Source organism: Pseudoalteromonas sp. McH1-42 (assembly GCF_022347845.1).
Taxonomy (GTDB): domain Bacteria; phylum Pseudomonadota; class Gammaproteobacteria; order Enterobacterales; family Alteromonadaceae; genus Pseudoalteromonas; species Pseudoalteromonas rubra_D.
Map to the genome: position 1 here is coordinate 22247 of NZ_JAKRFU010000025.1, position 19217 is coordinate 41463.

A 19217-nucleotide genomic window follows, 5' to 3' on the forward strand; every position below is an offset into this window, starting at 1 on the left:
TATGTTATCTTTTGTTCAAAAACTACATGCGCAAGGCCTGCGGGTCTGGCTGGGTGACAACAATTCGCTGGCACTGGGATATGAGGAAACCGTCGCAGCAGAATTGATTGCCGAGTTGAAAGCCAACAAGCCTTGCTTGCTGGCTTTGCTTGAAGAGCATCAGATACATTCGGAGCAGGCCTTTTTAAACTGGTCTGTGTTGCAGCTGTCTTCATTGTCGAATGCCCAGGCAAGACTCTTATTTGTTGACCGAATGCAGCCACAGCGCTGTGCCTATCATATTCCGATGCTGGTTGAGCACACGCATCCCGTTGATATTGCAGCACTGGATAACGCGATTCAATCCTTGACGGTGCGTCATCCGATCTTAAACAGCCAGATTGTAGAGCATGACGACCTGCTCTATTGCCAGCCTCGTAGCACGATATGGCGCTCAGAGCAGCATGAATGCGCAGATCACCAGACACTCAAAGCAGAGGTGAAAGCTCAGGTGCTGACACCGTTTGATCTAACTCAGGACGCCCCCATGCGAGTGGTGCATTATCACTGTGTATCAACCACTTACACGTTGTTTTTATGGCATCACATTGCCTTTGATGGCTGGTCAATGCAGCTGTTTTTTGCTGAGCTGGGCCAGGCCCTGGGTGATCCCCTATGGGCTGTGCAACAAACGTCACCCTTATCGTACTTTGACTACGCGGCCTGGCACCGAGATCTGGACCAACAAAAAGCCCATGATTACTGGCAAACATACTTAAAAGGCGCGCTACCAACCCGACTGCCAAAGACGCTGAGTGAGCCGCTGAGTACACCACTGACACGCGGCAGCAACCTATACTTCACTCTGCCCGACTCACTCGGCACGCAGATCCGTCAGCTGGCCAGCAACCTCAGTGCAACGCCATTTAGTGTGTTGCTCAGTGCCTATTATTACACTCTGATGCTCTTCACCAATCAGAATGATGTGCTGCTTGGCGTTCCATCTGACAACCGGGATCATCCTCAGACGCAGGATATTATTGGTTTTTTTGTCAACACCCTGGCCTTGCGGGCACAACTGGATAAACAAGCCAGCTTCGCGCAGCTGGTCTCGCAGGTGAAAGAAAACCTGCATCAGGCCAAGCAACATCAAGATCTGCCATTTGACGAAGTGGTTCAATATTTTGCCCAGGACGACCGCGAGCAAAGTGCGCTGCAAATCATGTTCAGTGTGCAAAAGCTGGCCAGTCAGCTCGACCCCGCGCTGTCATTGCCCTTTGCGCTCAGCCCGCTACTCAGTGATGAAGAATTGTATCAGCCTATTAAGGTTGACCTGTTGCTGGCATTGGATGACAGCGAAGAGATTATCTCAGGTCAGATTGATTACAACCCAAACCGCTTCAGTCATGCTTACATTGATGCCTTTCGTCAAACCTTTATTCACTTGCTTGAATCCTGTGTGGCCGCGCCCCACCAGCCTTTGCAGTTACACAATTATGTACCTGAGGCACAATCCATAAGCAACGTATTGAGTGCTGAAAAGCCGGTGTATGAGCACCTGTATGAACGCTTTATCGAGCAAGCAGAAAAGACCCCGGATGCCACAGCACTTATCTACCAGGAACAAACGGTGAGCTATCGAGCATTGGCTCGGGAAGTCAGGATATTGGCCACTCATCTGCGCGCTCAGATTGCCCATCATGACGACCCCAAAGTCGCGCTGATGTTTGTCCGTGGCCCACAGATGGTCATCGCTATTTTAGCCACCCTCGCCGCAGGCGCAGCGTATGTCCCCCTGAGCCCAACCCAGGCCAGTAGCCGTAATCAGTTTATTCTCAGCGACTGTGGCGCGGCGTTGCTACTGACACTTCCCCACCTGGCCACACAGGCACAGCAATTGGCGCAGCCGAGTGCCTTGCCTGTGGTCACAACAGAGGCCTTGCTAACAGGTCCGGCAGATGATGCGTTACCGCACCGCTGTACTGAGCAACTCGCCTATGTCATTTATACCTCAGGCAGTACCGGACAACCCAAGGGCGTCATGGTTGAGCATGGCCATGTTGACGCACTGGTGCGCAGTATCTCAGAGGTCTATCAATTTGACACAGACGAGCGGACCTATTGGTTACCGCCTTACTTTTTTGATGCCTCGGTCGAACCCCTATTTATGACTCTGCTCAATGGCGCCTGCCTGATCATTCCCAGCGAACGCAGCTGTAACGACCCGCTGGCAATGCGAGAAGAAATTCTCGACCGGGAAGTCACCCACCTGGTAGCGTCGCCATCGCATTTACAGACCATAGGTCACTGCGGTAAGGCCAGCGCCATCCGGCGTGTGATTTTTGGTGGAGAGTCTTGTAGTCAAAGTCTGATCGATACCTGGCAGCAGCGCTTGTTCAGTGAATATGGCCCCACTGAAGCCACGGTAACAGCAACAGTCCATACCCAGTTTGCCCAACAGCAAAACCTCAAAGCCATTGGCAAGCCCCTCGGCCATGTCACCATCGACATCGTCGATGACACTTTAAGTGCGCTGCCAGTGGGCTGTCCTGGTGAGATACTCATTTGGGGCCACAGTATTGCCCGCGGCTATCTCAATCTGCCAGAACAAACCGAAGCACGTTTTATCACCACCGCGGCCGGACGTGCCTACCGCACTGGTGATATGGCGCGTCGTCTGCCTTGTGGCAACCTCGAATTTATGGGCCGTAATGATGCGCAGGTCAAACTCCGGGGATATCGAATCGAGCTCAACGAAATTGAAGCCGTGCTGCTAAAACATGGCGACATTGAACAAGCCTGTGTGAAAGTACAGACACTGGCTCAGGGACCTGCACTGGTTGCGTATCTCGGCACCAACAGCACCCTAACGCTCGAGCAGTTATTACCCTGGCTGAGTGAGCGCCTGCCAGACTATATGCACCCGGCGGCAATACAATGTAGTGCGACCTTACCTCTGCTGCCATCTGGTAAAGTCGATGCCCGAGCCCTCACGCCACTGGACGTCAGCATCAGCACCACCTATGTCGCGCCGCAAAGCCCGCTGGAAAAAGATCTGTGTGCACTGTGGGCTGAGCATCTGGGAGTGGAGCAAGTGGGGATGTATGACAGCTTTTTTGCTCTGGGTGGCAATTCACTCAGTGCGATGACGCTGGTTGCCAAAATGCAGCGTACCTTATCACTGCCGGTCACACTCAAAGCACTGTTTACCCATAAGACACCCGCTGCGCTGCTGGCTAACTTGGATTCTCAACATAATATTGAGCCAATCCCCGTGCTCACTGATCCTACTGTGCGCGTCGCCGTCACCCCGCAACAGCAGGCCATGTTACTAAGTGAGCGCCTTGCCACCACCGCCGGTGCCTATCATATCCCACTCATGCTGGGTTGCGACTCCCTCGCTCATCAGCAGGCCCTGATGGAGGGGGTACAACAGGTGATCAGCCGACATTTGGTGTTACAACAAGGCTACGAACAGGATGAGCAAGGGCACTGGTACATTAGCCAAACTCGCTATCCCATCCCCTGTCAGGTACTGGCTGTGAGCGGCAATGATGACAGAGGGTTGCAGGAATTTGTCAATGCACCGTTTGCACTGGACACTTCTGCTCCGGTGAAAGTGGCACAGTTACGCGTTGGGCCTTTGCCTAGCTACAGACTGCTACTGGTGTTTCATCATATCGCCTTTGACGGCTGGTCAGTCGAACGCTTTATTCATGAGCTGGATCAGCAAATGGCTGGCAAAGTTATCACGCCTCCAGCACTGACCTATCGGGATTACGCGCACTGGCGCAGTCAACAAGATGAAAGCACTGAGCTGGCTTACTGGCAGCAGGCGTTTGCCGGTATAGACCTGACTCCCTGGGAAAGCGACTTTAGCCGCAGTGCCAGTTATGATCCGCAAGGCCGGGCGCTGACCTTCACATTACCCGATATCCTGACCCAGTCATTACGCACTCTGGCACAACAACAGGGCGTAAGTCTGTATGCGACACTGCTTAGCAGTTTTCAGCTCGCTGCTTGCTTCTGGGCTGACCGGGATGACATTGTCATTGGCACCCCCAGCGACAACCGCGCCCATCCGGATAGTCATGAGCTGATGGGCTACTTTGTTAATACCCTGGCGCTGCCTCTGCGCTTGGACAGCACGCTCAGCTTTACCGCACTCATGACACAAGTGCAGGGACAGGTTCATGAAGCCAAAAGTCATCAGGGTGTGTCAGCGGATGTATTGGCAGACGCACTGAACGTTGAACGACAAAGTGGCTTATCGCCGCTCTTCCAGCTGTTCTTCACTCTGGACCAGTTCAATCCCATGGATCAGGCATTTAATGGCTTTGAAGTGATCCAGGAAAACCCAGAGGATTACGCCTATACCCCGGCCAAGTTTGAATGGAATATGGTCTTTAAAGACGACGGCACTCAGCTGCAAGGGCAGTTCACCTATGCCACGACCCGCTTTGATGCTACTCGTTGCGAGCAATTCCTGACATTCTACCAGGTACTGTTAGAGAACCTGGTGAGTGCACCGGAACGCGCGGTGCGCGACTGTCCACTACTGAGTGACATACAGTTTCAGGCACTCGTTGCCCAACAGGCTCAGCAGTACAGTGAATCACAGACAAACTGGTTAGCCTGCTTTGCACAAGCCTGCCAACGTGCACCACACAACATCGCCCTGTCATTTGAAGACCAGCAACTGAGTTATGCTGAGCTGGATAGCTTGTCGTCACAACTGGCCGCTACACTGCATCAGCGTCTGGGTACACCGGGTGTTGAGCCAGCCCATGTCGCGCTGCATTTTCACAAAGGCTGCGATATGATCATCGCCATGCTGGCCACACTCAAGGCAGGTGCGGCATTCGTCGCGCTATCGCCTAATCACCCACAATCCCGGCGCGAAACCCTGTTGGAGCAGGCACAGTGTGCACTACTACTCAGTGATGATGCATTAAGCTGGTCAACGGTGCCCACTTTGCTGTATCACTGGCGTGACTGGCCAGAAACGCAATCCGACTCTTATTGTATCGACTTTAACCACAACGCTGATCGCCTCGCTTATCTCATTTATACCTCAGGTACTACTGGCACACCTAAAGGGGCCATGCTCAGCCATCGCGGCTTGATCAATCTCTCAGAACATATGATGTACAGCCACCGCTTAATTGGTCGATCACGTCAGGTGATTGCCAGCCAGTATGCAGAATACGTCTTCGATGCGTCCATCATAGAGATATTTCCTGCGCTTGCTGCAGGCGCGAGACTCGAGATCATGCCTGAGGCGATCCGTCGTGACGTGCCCAGATTATGTGATTTCCTGCGTCGTCAGCAGGTCGATGTCGCGTTCGTGCCCACCGTACTGGTCAATCAATTTCCGGATCTGCTGGCGGCGTGCGAGTTAGACGTGCTGTTTGTCGGCGGCGCGCCACTGAATCCGGTGCACATACCGCTGGCAAAAACCTTGTACAACGAATACGGACTCAGTGAAACCAGTGTCTGTATCAGCCAGGCCGAGGTGCTCCCGCAGCAGCCTGTCACTATAGGACGTGCTATTCGCAACAGCCGTTTGTATGTACTGGACAAATACCAGCGACCTGTGCCACCAGGTGGCAGTGGCGAGCTGCACAGTGCAGGGAGTAGTACCGGACTGGGTTACTGGCAAAATGCCGATAAAACAGCGGCTCACTTCTTCGAACTCACACTGCACCACGACTCACAACGCCTCCATGAGCAGGTGTATCGGACCGGTGATTTAGTACGCCGGGTCGATAAAGACACCCTGCAGTTTGTGGCACGTACCGATCAGCAGTTGGAGATTAATGGCTACCGCATAGAGCCGGGCGAGATTGAAGCAAAACTGCTGGCGCATCCCGATATAGCTCAGGCCGTCGTCTGTCAGGTGCAAGGTCATGCACAACAACTGATCGCTTACTGTGTGTTGAATCAGGACGACACAGTACAAGTGGCAGAGTCACAGTCTCGCACCTTGCTCAACTGGCTGAACGCACAGCTGCCGCCTTATATGCGACCAAAACACCTGCTGTTTGTGAGTCACTTCCCGCTGACCTTAAATGGCAAGCTGGATCTGAAACAACTGCCACAACCTGAACTGGATCAGTTTCAGGTCGAACAACGGGCACCACAAACCCCAACAGAGCAAACCGTGCTCGAACTCTGCCAGCGACTGCTCGGCGTGTCTGAGCTGAATATCAATCATGACTTTTTCGAGCTAGGTGGCTCTTCCGTACAAGCTGCCCGATTAATCGCCGAGTGCGAAAAAGCATTTGTGGTCAGTATTGAACTGGCCACCCTACTGACGCATCCGGTGCTGGCCGAATTTGCCGCCGCCGTAGATCGGCTGCTGGCTGAACAAGCCATCCCTGACGCCGAATTTGAAATGGAATTATAATGAGGTTCTCCATGCACCAGTTAATGTACACCCTGAAAAGCCAACAGATCAGCGTCTGGCAAGACCAGGGCAAGCTAAAACTTGCCAGCCAGAGTGATGTAAGCCAGTCGGACATAGTTGCGACAATCCGCGCTCATAAAACCCAGTTGCTGGACTATTTGCAACGCCATAACATCAACAGCAGACTGTGCTTTGAGCAAACACAGATCTTTGCAGCCGAAAGCCACGCTGCGCCGCTGACGCTGGGACAGACACAAATGATGTTTTCTCAGCAAATCAGCGAGCAAACCCATACCTATCATATTCCCTGCTTGTTGAAGCTCGCCAAAGACTGCGACAGAGACGCGATGGAGCAAGCGTTACAGCGTCTGAGTCAACGACACAGTGCACTCAGTGTCTGCTTTGTCTCCAATGCACAAGGTCAGATACAGCAACAGCGGGTTGATACTCCTTTTGAACTGACACAGCAAGACTGCGATGAGGCCACGCTGGATGAAACCTGTCAGCAGCTATTTACCCGGCCTTTTGCACTGAGCGAGGAACGCCCGTTTCGTGCCACCTGGCTGAGCACAGAATCAGACAGTTATCTTTATCTATTGTGGCACCACATTGCCTTTGACGGCTGGTCTTTGGGTGTGTTCTTAACTGAATTGCAGGCCAGTTATCAGGATACGGCGCTTGCCCCTGCATTACAGTTTAATGATTACGCTCACTGGCAGGCACAACGCCTGAGTGCACAGCGTATTGCGACACTGAAAGACTACTGGCTAACCCAACTTGATGCCCATTCTGCGTTACATTTACCCTGCGCCCACACCAGACCCAAAGTGTTTGACCACACTGGGGCTAATGCCACGCTGACCCTGCCTGACGGCAGCAGCGAACAACTTCAGGCCCTGGCAAAACGTCACAAGATCAGCACCAATACGCTGGGACTGGCAGCCTGGTTCCATACTCTGAGCTTATACAGCGGCCAGCAGGATCTGACCATAGGATTACCCAGCGACAACCGCCCTAATCAGGCTTGTCAGCAGATCCTGGGTTACTTTGTAAACTCTTTGCCAATCCGCCTTCAGACTGAGCTGAGCCACACGCTGGCCGACTGGCTGGCGTTGGTACAACGTCAGGTGAATGAAGCAAAGGCGCATCAGGATTTACCTTTTGAGGAAATTAAATCTGCACTGGATGTGACCATGGACACCAGTCGTCACCCGGTATTTCAGACCATGTTTACCTCCAGTCAGTTTCAGCACGCCACTGAACATGCGTTGTGGCAGCAGCATATGACCGACACAAATGCACATGTAACCGCTAAGTTTGACCTGACTATGCATTTGGAACTGGCCCCTGATCAAGCTCAGGTCAACCTCAACTATGCCAGCGCACTATATAGTAAAGAGCATGCCCAGCGTATCGCTGCACTCTATACCCAGATCTTAACCGCCTATGCACAGAGTATGGAGACAGAACGCGATACGCTATTTAGCTTACCGCTACTTAGCCAGTCAGATTTAGACGTACAACACCTGCTCAGTGGTCATTCTGACGCCTTCCCACCTCCCCTGACTATCACGGAACGATTTGCGCACATCGCTGCCAAATACCCGCAACACATCGCCCTGCAAAGCGCCGAACGACACTGGACCTATCAGCAGCTAGATCAGGAAACCAACCGTCTGGCAGCCCAAATCCAGGCATTTGCCCCGGGCGTTCAGGTAGTTGCACTACATTTGCCCGGAAATGCTCCGTTAGTCATCGCCATGCTGGCGACCCTTAAGGCTGGTGCAGCGTACACCACTTTGCCGTATAAAGACCCGCTGCCACGGCGGGCCTATCAGCTTGAAGACAGTCAGGCAGAGCTGCTACTGACGCAAAACAGTTTAATTGAAGAAGCCGGGATCCTGGCTGACTCTGCGCAATTGCCACTGCTTAATGTCGATGACATCCTGGGTAATACATCTTTGAGTACTGAGCCCGTGCAATGTGAAACGACCCCACACAGCCCGGCCAATATCATCTATACCTCAGGGACAACCGGCAAACCAAAAGGCGCCTTACTGACGCATTACGGCTGCACGTCTTTCACGGCTGATTGTCAGTACATCAAAATCACGTCTCAATCACGCATGATGCAGCTGGCCAATCCCGCTTTTGATGCCACGACCATTGAGACCTGGATGTGTTTACTCAATGGTGCAACCCTCTATTGCGGTTACAGCGACTTACTCAGTCAGATCACTGAGTTCAAAAAGATGTTGTGTGAGGAGCAGATCTCAACCTTGTTCCTGACCCGGGCATTATTCGACACCCTGTTCCAGCAAGACCCCACACTGTTTGCTTCTTTGGAGCATCTGCTTTCGGGCGGGGAAGCACTGACCCCGGAGCTGGTTAATCAGCTGGTCAATTCACAGTACGCACCTAAACACTTTTATAACCTCTATGGCCCGACGGAATGCTCCAGTTGTACAACCAGTCATGAGATCACTGGTCAGGATACCCGTATCCCCATAGGCAAACCCATCCAGGGCCGGGCCGTTGCTGTCATTGGTCAATATGGCCAGCTGCTGCCGCTGGGCTGTCCCGGCGAATTGTACATTGGCGGCGCAGGCCTCGCGCTGGGGTATTTGAATCGCGATACACTCAGTGCTGAAAAATTCGTCACGCTCAAAGTGTTTGGTCAACCTCAGTCTTATTACCGAAGCGGAGATCTGGTTTACTGGCAACCAGATGGCACACTGGCTTATCTTGGCCGCAATGATGAGCAGGTCAAGATCCGCGGTCACCGCGTTGAACTAGGAGAAATCGAACAACATCTCAATGCCCTCCCCGAAGTCAGCAATTGTGCCTTAGTGGTACGCAAACACCAAGGCCACAGCCAGCTTGATGGCTATGTGGTGCTGGCAGAGGCAGGTGACATCAACACGCAGCTTGATACACTACGCGATACACTCAATCAGCGGCTGCCCGACTATATGCAGCCACATACCTTAAGCGCCATCGAGCAGCTGCCACTGACCACCAGCGGGAAACTCGACAAGCGTCGATTACCTGAGCCGCAACGGGTGTCGGATACCGTGGTAGAACCTGAGAGCGCAACAGAGAGAAAGCTCTTGGCACTGTGGCAATCCCTGCTGGGCATCGACAGCATGTGTGTCACGCAACCTGTGATGCATTATGGCGCTGACTCTATTCGACTGTTGCACTTTTGCAGTGCAGCAAGCAAAGAAGGTTGGCAGCTGACGCCTAAACTCTTGATAGAGCACAACACCATTCGCACCCAGGCGGCACTGCTGGAGCAGCAAAATCGAGATCTGTTCAACGGCATGACTGATGATGAGGCGCTACAGGCCGTGTTAACGTTGCCACATTTCGAACCCGGGCTAATCCGCCCCGCAGAAATAGCGGATGCGGCCATTGTGCATCTGTTCCCCGCAGCGGCCAGTGCAGATAGCTTTAATCCCCTGGTGGAAAAATTAAGCACGCAGTTTGAGGTACATGCGCTGGAGAACGTGAAAATATTCACCGGTCGCCACCTCAACCAACTGAGCCTGGTGCGTTATTATGCCGAACGCATTGTTGCGCATCAAAGCGAGGGACCCTACTACCTGGGTGGTTTCTGTGAAGGCGCAGCCCTGAGCCTTGAAGTTGCCAGACATCTGGAGTCTATGGGTCATGAGGTAGCACACAGCTTCCTGATTGACCCCATCCTGCCGCAACTGAGCGCAACCCAACTGGCCGACGCAGAGCAACGTGTACAGGACAGCGACCCAAGCCTGGAAACCTGGCCAATCGGTCGTGCTTTTGTGGACTTTGTACGTCACTTCCGGACTGCCCACCCTTACGCCTACCCGGTGAGCTTTTTTACCGCCAATCGGGTCAACGATGAAGCAATGCCAACAGAGGCGTTAGGCCTGTTCGAACCGGTGTTTGATGTCGCGACGGTATATAAAGCCACTTTTGCGTTACCCGACAATGGCTTTGCAACCTTGCTGCCACAGGCCGAGTACATTGACTTGCACAGCGCCCATGACGAAATAATGACCGATGAAGAAGATTTGAATTGCATTGCCACACGCTTCAATCAAGTGTTGTCTTCAGCACAATCTCACCTGGTCCAGGAGCGACGCGCATGACCAAACAACAATTGTGTAAGCGTTACGGTATTCATCTCGGTCTGACCATGTTTGCTGCCATGTTGCTGCTGCCGATCCTGACCCCTTACCTGCTCGCGCAGGGCTTTGTGGTCAGCCAGATAGCCATTGCCATGGTCGTCATGAGTGCCGTGATCATCATCTGTGAAGTACCCAGTGGGGCGTTGGCCGATCATTTCGGCCGTCGCCGACTATTTTGCTGTTCATTGATATTTGCTTTACTGACCAACCTGTTATTGCTGATCGCCACGGATTTTGTGACTTTACTGATTGCTGTCAGTTGCTGGGGGCTTAACCAGGCCACCCTGAGCGGGACACTCAACGCCTGGTTTGTGGAGCGCTTTCATGAAGCAGAAGGCGAACAAACCCTGAATCAGGGGTTCGCCGCGACCTATGGCCTGGCGTATGGGATTGGTGCCTCCTCCGCGGTGCTCTCCGCTTTGTTTCTGGCGTTTGGCGATCACCTTGCGCTGTCGACCTTGCAGATGTATCAGCTGATCTTTGTGGTGTCGAGCATCGGCTTTATCTTGCTGCTGCCGCTGACCTTTCACTGGGTCAAAGAGGTCAAATCTCCGGCTCAGCAGCGCTTTAAACAGGCACTGAGCCAACATGTTGGCACCACTCTCAGCACAGTGCGTCAACCAGCACTGGCTAAACTGCTCATTGCGCTGGTAATCGTGATCCCGGTCAGCGCCAGTATTGAAAAATTCTGGCCGATCTTTGTTCACCAGCTGGAGCAAGTCGATATGGATTCAGTGGCCTGGTTATTTCCAGCCGTCATGGCTGCAACCTTTGCTCTGAACGGTGTCGCCGCGGTACTCAGTGCTAAGCTGTGTACACTGCTCAAGCAAAAGCTGGGGCAGGCAATGGCTGTTGCCCACTTACTTAAGCTGGTGGCTTTGGTTGCCATGGCACTGGCACCTGATCTCAGTTGGTTTGTGGCAGCGTTACTGCTGTTCTTCCTGTGCTTTGGCCTGACCCAGCCGGCACAATTACAGCTGCAGCATCAACTGTGCGACGACAGTGTGCGAGCTACTATAGAATCACTGGGCTCACTAACGACCCGCATGGGTGGCATGCTGGGTGCCGCACTGACAGGCGCTTTACTGAATCTGGTTTCGCTGCCGGTGAGCTGGTTACTGCTTGGCGCCTTGTCGCTACTGGGCATCGTGCTGCTGTTCAGCCCATCGCTCAACCAGCAAGACCCGCCTGCAGTAACAGAGCCAGAGGCTGAACCCGCTTCCGCGGACCTTAACGCCTGACAGTAACCATCGCGCTATACAGAGGGGCATCCTGGAGCTGTAACGCCAGGGTGTCGCCTTCGTTTAATGCCCCCACCCCCTGTGGGGTGCCAGTCATAACGATATCACCCGGGTTCAGGGTAAAATATCGGCTGATCTCAGTCAGCAAGCTCGTCAGTGAAAAAATCATCAAGCTGCTGTCTCCGTGCTGCTTAAGCGCGTCATTTTGCCAAAACCGATAGTGCAGCACACTGTTTTCATCCAGGCCATTTACGGCTCTGAATGGGGTGACACTGCAACTGTTATCAAACGCCTTGGCACACTCCCAAGGGTGCCCCTGTTGTTTTAATTTGCTCTGTAACTCCCTGAGTGTCAGGTCCAGCCCGGTCGCAATCCCACAGATGTGTTGCAACGGCTCACGGGTGTGATTATCTATGGTCTCTCCCACCAGCAGTACGAGCTCAGCTTCATAATGGTGCTCACCCAGCGTGGTATTGAGTACCAGTGGCGACTGAAAATGGCAAAATGCCGAGGCTGGTTTGATAAAAAGCAGGGGGTTATCGGGTATTGGGTTGTTTAGCTCTTTGGCATGTGCCACGTAATTGCGACCCACACATACCGCTTTACCAACCTCCAGAGCGACTGCGTCACCTGATTCCCATAAGTGCTGATACATAATGACCTCCGTTCAGAAATGGGTCACTATTATAACGGATCCTGACCGAGCGACAGAGTCCTGACGGTTGATGTTCAATATAACCAATAAGAATAACAGTCGCCTTTTTACTCTAGTCATTAAAGGTAAAGTAAAATTGCCGTCAGCTCACAGTTAGCTTTACATTGCTCAGCCCCCTGAATTGCCTGCTGGTTGCAAGGGATAGACAGTCAGGATATAACAAAATATAAACAAAAAAGACAAAGGTAAATCATGAAACAACATGCGAACGTGCCTCTCAACGATTTTATTGAGTACCCACAGGAAGAAATGCTCAGCCGCGCCACGGCATTTCTGGATGAAGCAAAACGCCGCCACACTATCCGCAGCTTTAGCGACCGTCCGGTGCCCAAAGAGATCATCGAAGCCTGCATCAAAACGGCTGGCTCAGCGCCCAGTGGCGCTAACCATCAGCCCTGGCATTTTGTGGCTATTCACAGTCAGGACGTAAAGCAACAGATCCGTGCAGCGGCAGAGCAGCAAGAACAGGCTTTCTATGAAGGCCGTGCTGGCGAAGAATGGCTTGATGCTTTAAAACCGTTAGGCACCGATGCAGATAAGCCTTATCTGGAGCATGCTCCTTGGTTAATCGCCATCTTTAGCCAGAAAAAAGGGGGTATCCACACCGAAGATAAAAATACCAACTACTATGTCCATGAATCCGTTGGGATTGCGACTGGCTTTTTGATCCAGGCGCTGCACCATGCCGGACTGGCGACCCTGACCCATACACCAAAGCCCATGAGCTTCCTGACCGAGATCTGTCAGCGAGATAAAGAAAACGAGCGACCCTATATGTTACTGATCGCCGGTTATCCAGCAGAAGACGCAACCGTTCCGGAGCACGCCCTGGTTAAAAAGCCGCTTGAGGAGATTGCGACTTTTCTGTAGTCGTTGTTAACGCTGTCGGTGATCCCGTCACCAGGTGTTCACCGGCACGCAAACCACTGATGACTTCAACCTGCTCACCATACTCTCTGCCGAGACGAATAAAGCGACTCTGCACCTGCCCGTTATGTAACACAGCGACTTTACTGAGCTGACCATAATGCTGTACCAATGATGTTGGGATCAATATCGCCTGACGTCCGTTACCAGGCAGTTTCAATACAGCATACATGCCCGGTATCACCCCTTGCATCCACTGCATATCCAGCTTTACGGTAAAACTGCGCGCATCGCGATCTGCGACTGGCACCAGCTCGCTGATGGTGGCATATTGCGTGGCTTCCGCGGCCGGGATACTGATCTGATAACGCTCCCCCACCGCCAGCTCCGGCAACAACCGCTCTCGTACAGACACCTCTACCTGCAACTGTGCCGGATTGTAAATAGAGACTAGCGGCGTGCCCGGGTTAAGCATTGCACCGGGCTCTTGCAGACGCGCTACCAGTGTCCCTGAGATAGGTGCCCTGACCTGAGTATAGCCTAAGGCCACCTCTGCCCCAGCCTGCTGTTGCACCAGGGCGGCTTTTCTGGCTGACAGCTCATTGACCTGAGTCTGCCATTCATCGACCTGGTTATGCGCTACCAAACCTTTTTGCTGCAAGGTCAGAGCACGCTCAAGCTGTTTTTGTGCCTGGCTTAGCTGTGCCAGATTAGCCTGTTGCTCCGCTTTAACTGCACGTAATTGTGCTCGCAGATCGGCATCATCCAGTGTGGCAATCAACTGACCAGCCTGGATCGTATCACCAGAACGCACCGTCAAACTTTTGAGCTGTGCCAGCACACGGCTGGCGACAACCGTATTGTGTTTGGCAATCACACTCCCGGGGATCTGCTCTACGTCATAAACCAGTTGCTGCTCCACCTCATACAACTGAGGGAGTGGCCTGTTATCCAGGGTCTTATCTCCGGGTGTCACAGTGTCGTTAAATAATCCAGCCATCCAGGCAACCGCCAACAGCAATAAGGCGATCGCCAGCAACGGACGTACCCATCGAATATCAGACATGCGCAGTCTCCAAATCATCAGAAATCGGGGCTGGTGTATTGTCATCGTCGGGCGTTTTGAACACCAGGTAATAGACAACCGGCACAACCAGTAAAGAAAATAGGGTTGAGGCAACAATGCCAAACATGATTGACAGCGCCAGGCCACTGAATACGGGGTCCAAAATGATCACCAGATTGCCCAGCAAAGTGGTCCCCGCAGTCAGTAATACGGGCCGCATACGCACACTGCCAGCACGGATCAAGGCAGCCTCCAGTGGCATGCCTGCCTGTCGGGCCTGGGTAATAAACTCCACCAGGATCAGTGAGTTTCTCACCACGATACCGGCCAGTGCAATCATGCCGATCATCGCGGTGGCGGTAAACAGGACAGGATCGGGTGACCCAGCTATGGTGCGTTCACCCAACTGATTAAGCACCCAAAAGCCCGGCATAATCCCTATCATGGTTAAAGGAATGGCAGACATGATGATCAGTGCCACCGCACTGGATGCCGTCTGCCAGCGTAAAATCAAGAATATAGCCGCCAGTGCAAAAGCAAAGGCAATGCCCATATCCCGAAACACCCTGATGGTGATACGCCACTCTCCTTCACCGCTGAAGCGATATTGTGTGCCTTCAGGCAGCTGCCACGATAACCCGCTACCACTGCTAAGAAAAGTGCGTTGCTGCCAGGGCGTTACCTGTGCTTCATGCTGCACAAGGGAACCCGCTTGTTGCTCATCGGCCACCACATCAGCGATTACCTCAGCCGGAGTGCGGCCATTTAATTCCGCAAACACATAAATGACTGGTGCTAAATCTTTACGGTAAATCGCAGGCTCAGCCATCAAAGTGTGCATATCCCCGACTTCAGACAAGGCCACCATAGGCCGGGCAGCCCGGCTAAGACCAAAATTATCTTGCGCCTGAGTCACGTCGCTGCTGCCACGGATCTGAGTTGCGAGTAAGTCCGACCAATGCTGACGGTCCGAATAAGCCAGCTGTAACGTGATCGGCACCGGCTGAGCCTCACGAGGCTGATATAACAATCCGGCCTGCATGCCACCACTGACCAACGCCAGAGTATGGTTTATTTCTATGCTGCTCACTCCGGAGAGCGCCGCTTTTTGTTTATCAGTCACAAATCGCTGTAATGTAACCGGGGCGGACAAAGAGGTATCAACTTCCGCCACATGAGGCTCCTGGCGCAAGCGTGCCGCCAGCCTCAGCGCTGCATCGCGGTGCGTATCCGTGGCAATAAAGGGATCAGCATAAACCTCGGCAGTTAGTGTGCTCATAACAGGGGGACCCGGTGGCACTTCCACCACTTTGATCACCGTGCCATCACGATTAAACTCCGCCAACGCTTTGCGCAGCCGCAACACCACAGCATGAGACTGGTGTGCGCGCTCACGCTTGTCTAGTAACACCACCCGTAGCTCCGCCAGGTTGTCACTGTGACGACGATAATATCCCCGCACCATACCGTTGAAATCCATACTGGAAGGCTGGCCCACATAGGCGGCAATCGCACTCACCTCATTCATTTGCCAAACGCGTTGCTGCACTGCGCGCGTGATACGCGCGGTGGCTTCCAATGTGCTGCCCTCCGGTAAATCAATCAGCACCTGAACTTCATTTTTATTGTCATAAGGTAACAGCTTGAGTGGGACAGCCCGAAACACAGGTAAACTGGCACTCAACACAAACAGCACTAACATCACCCACAACACCCCTTTAGCCTTGCGTGGCGAGCGCAGCAAAGGCGTGAGTAATGCCGCATACCAGCCATTATCCACGCTCACTACTGATGATGGTTTGGCGCTCAGCAGGCGGCTCGCCAGCCAGGGCGTAATAAACAAAGCCACCCCGGTTGACACAATCACACTCACGGGCACATTAAAGGCCATAGGGGCCATGTAAGGACCCATCATCCCGGTGATGTAAGCAAGCGGTAGAAACGCCATCATAATGGTCAATGTCGACATCAGTAACGCGGTGCGGATCTCCATCATCGCGCTCACAACCTGCTGCTGACGCGGTTTACCGGGCACCAGCATTCGGCTGATGTTGTCGATGCCCGTGATAGGATCGTCCACCAACAGACCCAGCGAGAGGATCAGGGCAAACAGGGTCACCCGGTTAATGGTGTAACCAAACGCCCAGTCCAGCGCCAGCGTCACCCCGTAACACACCGGGATCGCCAGCCCGACCACAATCGCCGGTCGCCAGCCAAGAAAGACACCGACAAAGATCACCACAGTCAGCACCGCAAAGAGTAGGCTGGCCATCAAATCATTGACCTTTTCATCGGCTGTCTGGCCGTAGTCGCGCAATACCTTAATCTCGACTTCCGGTGGCAATAGCTGAGTTTGCAGCTGGCCCATCAGCGCGTGAACCTGCTCAGCAACGGATACCGCATTGCTGCCTTTTTGCTTAGCTACACTGAGGGTCACCAGTGGCAGATCCTGGCTGCTATCACTGATCGCCAGCCACTGGTACTGTTCGGGCTCACCCGGCCCATCTTCAATGCGCGCGACATCTTTGAGTTTCACGGCGCGCCCGTTGACCACAGTGATCACTAACGCGCGCAACGCCGCGGCAGTGCGCAACACGTCGCCAGACTCAAGTACAATCTGTTTGCTGCCCGCGATGCGCTTGCCAACCTGTTGCAACTGATTGCTGTTTTGAATCGCGGTTAACACGTCCAGCGGCGTGCTCTGGTGTGCCGCTAATGCCGTGGCATCCAGCCAGACATTCAGCTGGCGCTGTCGTCCAGCCACCACCTTGACCTCGCTGGTGTCGGGTAACCGCTGCAGCTGCGTTGAGATCTCCTGAGCAAATCGGGTTAAGTCATAATCGTTGTATTGTTGAGGTGCGGTACTATATAAGCCCAGCATAACAATCGGCACATCGTCGACTTCGATGGGCCGGATCTGCCAGTCGCTGACCACAGCGGCCATCTGGTGCTCATTGGCATACAGTTTCGTGTAGGTATTTAGGATGGCCTGCTCACGACTCTCTCCAACATGAAATCGCAGTGTAACCACGGCGGAGCCACTGTTGGTGATCGAATAAACATGTTCTACACCCGGAATTTGCAGCAGCAGCTTCTCAAGCGGCGTGGTGACAAGACGCACTACTTCGGGTGCGGCGGTATTGGGCACCGTGACATGAATATCTAACATCGGCACCACTATCTGAGGCTCTTCCTCCCGCGGCATGAACTGTAAAGCCAGTACACCCAGCACCATAGCAAAGAAGAAAAACAGCGCAGGCAAGCGACCAGTCAGACTCTGGCGTATCGCTCGCTCAGTAAAGCCCACAGTGCCATTCATGGTGTATCCTTGTCGGCACAGAAGAGCTGATAAAGCTGCTGCAGGATCACCAGCACCTTGTCATCCGCAATGCGGTAATACACAGTAGCACCAGCGCGTCGTGAAGCAACGACCCCAGTTTTCCGCATTGCAGCCAGGTGCTGAGACAGTGCAGATTGAGCCAGTGGAACCCGCTCATTCAACTCACCGACACTGAGTTCTGTACTTTGCAAACTGCATAAGATCATCAACCGATTCCGATTCGCGAGCATCTTAAGTAATGCTTCAGCCTGTGCGGCGCTGTCGGCCATTGCGTGTAAATCCATATTTTTCCCCACCTCAATGATGTGGCGAGTATAGAACATAACATTAGAAATTTCTAATATTAGATCTTGCTAATGTTAAATCTTGCCATATACTTGAAGTTGGGAGGTACACTTATGAGACTGGAAGCCGCTATCAGATTGATCGCCGGCAGTATGTTGATACTGTCATTGTTACTTACCTGGTTTATGGATCCGCGCTGGGTGTGGTTGAGTGTGTTTATCGCATTAAACCTGATCCAATCCGCCTTTACAGGCTGGTGTCCAATGATGACCTTACTCAAAAAACTTGGAATGGAGAATTAACGGATGCTGACATCCCCACAGGACATTTTAAAAACCGTCAGGCCTAATCAACGCTGTATCAGCGCACAACAGGCCAAAGCAGAAATGGCCACCAATCAGGGCTTATTGATTGACGTGCGAGAGCCTCAGGAACATCAGGAAAAAGCTGCCCCGGGGGCAATGAATATTCCCCGTGGCGTGCTGGAGTTTCAGTTACCCTCTGTCGAGAAAGATCCAGGTCGACCTCTGTACTTGCACTGTGCCGCTGGCGGCCGGGCGGTGTTTGCCGCAGAGCAACTCACCCGCATTGGCTACCAGAATGTCAGCGTGATCACCTGTAAAGTCGATGAGGTGTGTCAGGTCTTTGCCTGACGCGCCGCTATTTCGGCATCTGTGCGGGCCACACTCTGATACAGCCAGACCATCCGATCAAGAAACCAGGTCTTGCTCAGGATCACCCCCAGTGCGCCGACGCTGGTACTGATGGCCTCCTGAAACCACAGGCCAATACCACATACCAGGGTACTCAGTGTTAGCAGCGCCATGATGATTTTAATCACCTGATAATGCACCAGTGGCACTCGCTCCAACTGATAAATTAAGATCTGCTCTCCCAATACGGCTTGCGACGCCCAATTATGGGTGTCTCTGGGTTTACTGAAACACCTTGGGTTCAACCACACCCAAAGTAACAGTCCTACCAGCAGCGGCCAAAAAGCCACTCCCAGCCAGTCGCGCCACCACAGACACGCAATCAACAAAGGCAAACAAGAATAACGACTCCAGACACTCCAGGGGTTGGCATGGCGCGCCCACACTTCTTCGCTCATGGCGAAATACTTCGCAGCAGTTCGTTGCATCA

11 protein-coding genes are annotated in these 19217 nt (G+C 53.0%); 6 read left to right on the forward strand and 5 right to left on the reverse strand.

From position 1 onward, the window contains the following. The first annotated feature begins 1 nt into the window (after window position 1). Genes MHN31_RS19830 through MHN31_RS19840 form a run of 3 tightly spaced genes read left to right on the forward strand, consistent with a single transcriptional unit; the run spans window position 2 to window position 11801 of the window. Entirely contained in the window at window positions 2-6388 is a 6387-nt protein-coding gene (locus tag MHN31_RS19830; RefSeq protein WP_239445136.1) for a non-ribosomal peptide synthetase, read from the forward strand. An 11-nt stretch (window positions 6389-6399) separates the two neighbouring features. Beyond that, a complete protein-coding gene (locus MHN31_RS19835) occupies window positions 6400-10521 on the forward strand; it encodes an amino acid adenylation domain-containing protein (protein ID WP_239445137.1) in 4122 nt (1373 codons plus the stop codon). Next, the gene (locus MHN31_RS19840; protein WP_239445138.1) at window positions 10518-11801 is read left to right on the forward strand and encodes an MFS transporter; all 1284 of its coding nucleotides are present in this window, start codon (window positions 10518-10520) and stop codon (window positions 11799-11801) included. The genes MHN31_RS19835 and MHN31_RS19840 overlap by 4 nt, the downstream gene beginning before the upstream one ends. Here the strand turns inward: MHN31_RS19840 and MHN31_RS19845 are convergent. Further along, window positions 11791-12456: a fumarylacetoacetate hydrolase family protein gene (locus MHN31_RS19845; RefSeq protein ID WP_239445139.1), complete on the reverse strand. Its 666-nt coding sequence runs from the start codon at window positions 12454-12456 to the stop codon at window positions 11791-11793. The genes MHN31_RS19840 and MHN31_RS19845 overlap by 11 nt on opposite strands. A gap of 252 nt (window positions 12457-12708) precedes the next feature. Between MHN31_RS19845 and MHN31_RS19850 the strand changes: the two genes are divergently transcribed. Next, the gene (locus MHN31_RS19850) at window positions 12709-13386 is read left to right on the forward strand and encodes a nitroreductase family protein (RefSeq protein WP_010386962.1); all 678 of its coding nucleotides are present in this window, start codon (window positions 12709-12711) and stop codon (window positions 13384-13386) included. Here the strand turns inward: MHN31_RS19850 and MHN31_RS19855 are convergent. The 3 genes from MHN31_RS19855 to MHN31_RS19865 are packed head-to-tail and all read right to left on the reverse strand — an operon-like array spanning window position 13349 to window position 18073. Further along, window positions 13349-14449: an efflux RND transporter periplasmic adaptor subunit gene (locus tag MHN31_RS19855; RefSeq protein WP_125564338.1), complete on the reverse strand. Its 1101-nt coding sequence runs from the start codon at window positions 14447-14449 to the stop codon at window positions 13349-13351. The two genes, MHN31_RS19850 and MHN31_RS19855, sit on opposite strands and share 38 nt — an antisense overlap. After that, window positions 14442-17768, reverse strand: coding sequence for an efflux RND transporter permease subunit (locus tag MHN31_RS19860; protein ID WP_239445140.1), 3327 nt, complete (start codon window positions 17766-17768; stop codon window positions 14442-14444). Before MHN31_RS19860 ends, MHN31_RS19855 begins: the two co-directional genes overlap by 8 nt. Continuing rightward, the gene (locus tag MHN31_RS19865) at window positions 17765-18073 is read right to left on the reverse strand and encodes a metalloregulator ArsR/SmtB family transcription factor (protein WP_010386968.1); all 309 of its coding nucleotides are present in this window, start codon (window positions 18071-18073) and stop codon (window positions 17765-17767) included. The genes MHN31_RS19860 and MHN31_RS19865 overlap by 4 nt, the downstream gene beginning before the upstream one ends. Before the next feature lie 114 nt (window positions 18074-18187). Here MHN31_RS19865 and MHN31_RS19870 point away from each other — a divergent pair, with 114 nt between their 5' ends. Next, on the forward strand, window positions 18188-18376 hold the full coding sequence (locus MHN31_RS19870) for a DUF2892 domain-containing protein (protein ID WP_010386970.1): 189 nt from the start codon (window positions 18188-18190) through the stop codon (window positions 18374-18376). Between the two features lie 3 nt (window positions 18377-18379). Next, complete coding sequence (locus tag MHN31_RS19875; RefSeq protein ID WP_125564334.1) at window positions 18380-18727, forward strand: rhodanese-like domain-containing protein; 348 nt, start codon at window positions 18380-18382, stop codon at window positions 18725-18727. Here the strand turns inward: MHN31_RS19875 and MHN31_RS19880 are convergent. Beyond that, window positions 18712-19215, reverse strand: coding sequence for a DUF6653 family protein (locus MHN31_RS19880; RefSeq protein WP_125564332.1), 504 nt, complete (start codon window positions 19213-19215; stop codon window positions 18712-18714). The genes MHN31_RS19875 and MHN31_RS19880 overlap by 16 nt on opposite strands. Between the last annotated feature and the right edge of the window lie 2 nt (window positions 19216-19217).

Excerpts from the sequence above, each read along its gene's own strand:
- MHN31_RS19870 (WP_010386970.1), top strand. The coding sequence starts at position 18,188 with ATGAGACTGGAAGCCGCTATCAGATTGATCGCCGGCAGTATGTTGATA.
- MHN31_RS19880 (WP_125564332.1), bottom strand. The coding sequence starts at position 19,215 with ATGCAACGAACTGCTGCGAAGTATTTCGCCATGAGCGAAGAAGTGTGG.
- MHN31_RS19860 (WP_239445140.1), bottom strand. The coding sequence starts at position 17,768 with ATGAATGGCACTGTGGGCTTTACTGAGCGAGCGATACGCCAGAGTCTG.
- MHN31_RS19835 (WP_239445137.1), top strand. The coding sequence starts at position 6,400 with ATGCACCAGTTAATGTACACCCTGAAAAGCCAACAGATCAGCGTCTGG.
- MHN31_RS19850 (WP_010386962.1), top strand. The coding sequence starts at position 12,709 with ATGAAACAACATGCGAACGTGCCTCTCAACGATTTTATTGAGTACCCA.
- MHN31_RS19830 (WP_239445136.1), top strand. The coding sequence starts at position 2 with ATGTTATCTTTTGTTCAAAAACTACATGCGCAAGGCCTGCGGGTCTGG.
- MHN31_RS19845 (WP_239445139.1), bottom strand. The coding sequence starts at position 12,456 with ATGTATCAGCACTTATGGGAATCAGGTGACGCAGTCGCTCTGGAGGTT.
- MHN31_RS19840 (WP_239445138.1), top strand. The coding sequence starts at position 10,518 with ATGACCAAACAACAATTGTGTAAGCGTTACGGTATTCATCTCGGTCTG.
- MHN31_RS19855 (WP_125564338.1), bottom strand. The coding sequence starts at position 14,449 with ATGTCTGATATTCGATGGGTACGTCCGTTGCTGGCGATCGCCTTATTG.
- MHN31_RS19865 (WP_010386968.1), bottom strand. The coding sequence starts at position 18,073 with ATGGATTTACACGCAATGGCCGACAGCGCCGCACAGGCTGAAGCATTA.
- MHN31_RS19875 (WP_125564334.1), top strand. The coding sequence starts at position 18,380 with ATGCTGACATCCCCACAGGACATTTTAAAAACCGTCAGGCCTAATCAA.